Origin of the sequence: Aestuariivita boseongensis (assembly GCF_001262635.1) — a bacterium.
In the GTDB taxonomy this organism is placed as follows: Bacteria; Pseudomonadota; Alphaproteobacteria; order Rhodobacterales; family Rhodobacteraceae; genus Aestuariivita; species Aestuariivita boseongensis.
Genome location: NZ_JXYH01000126.1, coordinates 1 through 566, shown reverse-complemented (window position 1 = coordinate 566; position 566 = coordinate 1). Strand labels below are relative to the sequence as shown.

The window sequence follows — 566 nt, the reverse complement described above, 5'->3', positions numbered from 1 at the left end:
CCGCTGCTGCCGCTGGATCAGGCGCCGGAGCCTGCGCGACGGCTGAACCCGGTTTTTGAGCTTGATGATGGGGCATACGTGATGGCGACACAGTATTTGTCCGCGGTGCAGATGTCTGAATTTGCCGCGTGTGTGGGGGATCTGACGCTGCATGCCGGGGTGATTACGGATGCGCTGGATATGGTGTTCCACGGCTTCTGAAGCGGCTGTAGGGCCTGGGCGTTATCGCATGTGCCGACCAGAGCCTGTATGGGATGTCGATCGATCGGCATAAGACGGTAGGACGGCTGAAGCGCGGGCATAAAGGCGGGCCGGGATCTCTAAATGTTAGGTTTGCGCACATAGAGGTGAAGAAGCTGAACATGTTCTTGCCGTGGGGTCAAAATGTGACTTTGGATGTGATTAGCGCGGCCGCGGAATATCTAAAACATTGTTTTTATTGGAGAAAATCGGAGATCCTCAGTTCTTCTCCGAGGGGCGATACCCCAAAGGTGAAGAATCTGAACAAGCGTAAACAGGAAGAAACCGGAGGCACTGTGCTGTCGTCGCGGCACAAGGGTTGCCCG

General features: G+C 55.7%; 2 protein-coding genes. Both read left to right on the top strand.

The window, feature by feature from the left end; translation table 11 throughout:
- Positions 1-201, top strand: a 201-nt coding sequence (locus tag TR61_RS19455) for a CcdB family protein (RefSeq protein ID WP_050932215.1), incomplete at its 5' end; no start/stop codon positions are given.
- A 146-nt stretch (positions 202-347) separates the two neighbouring features.
- On the top strand, positions 348-566 hold a 219-nt coding region (locus TR61_RS20315; RefSeq protein ID WP_216595452.1), incomplete at its 3' end, for a hypothetical protein.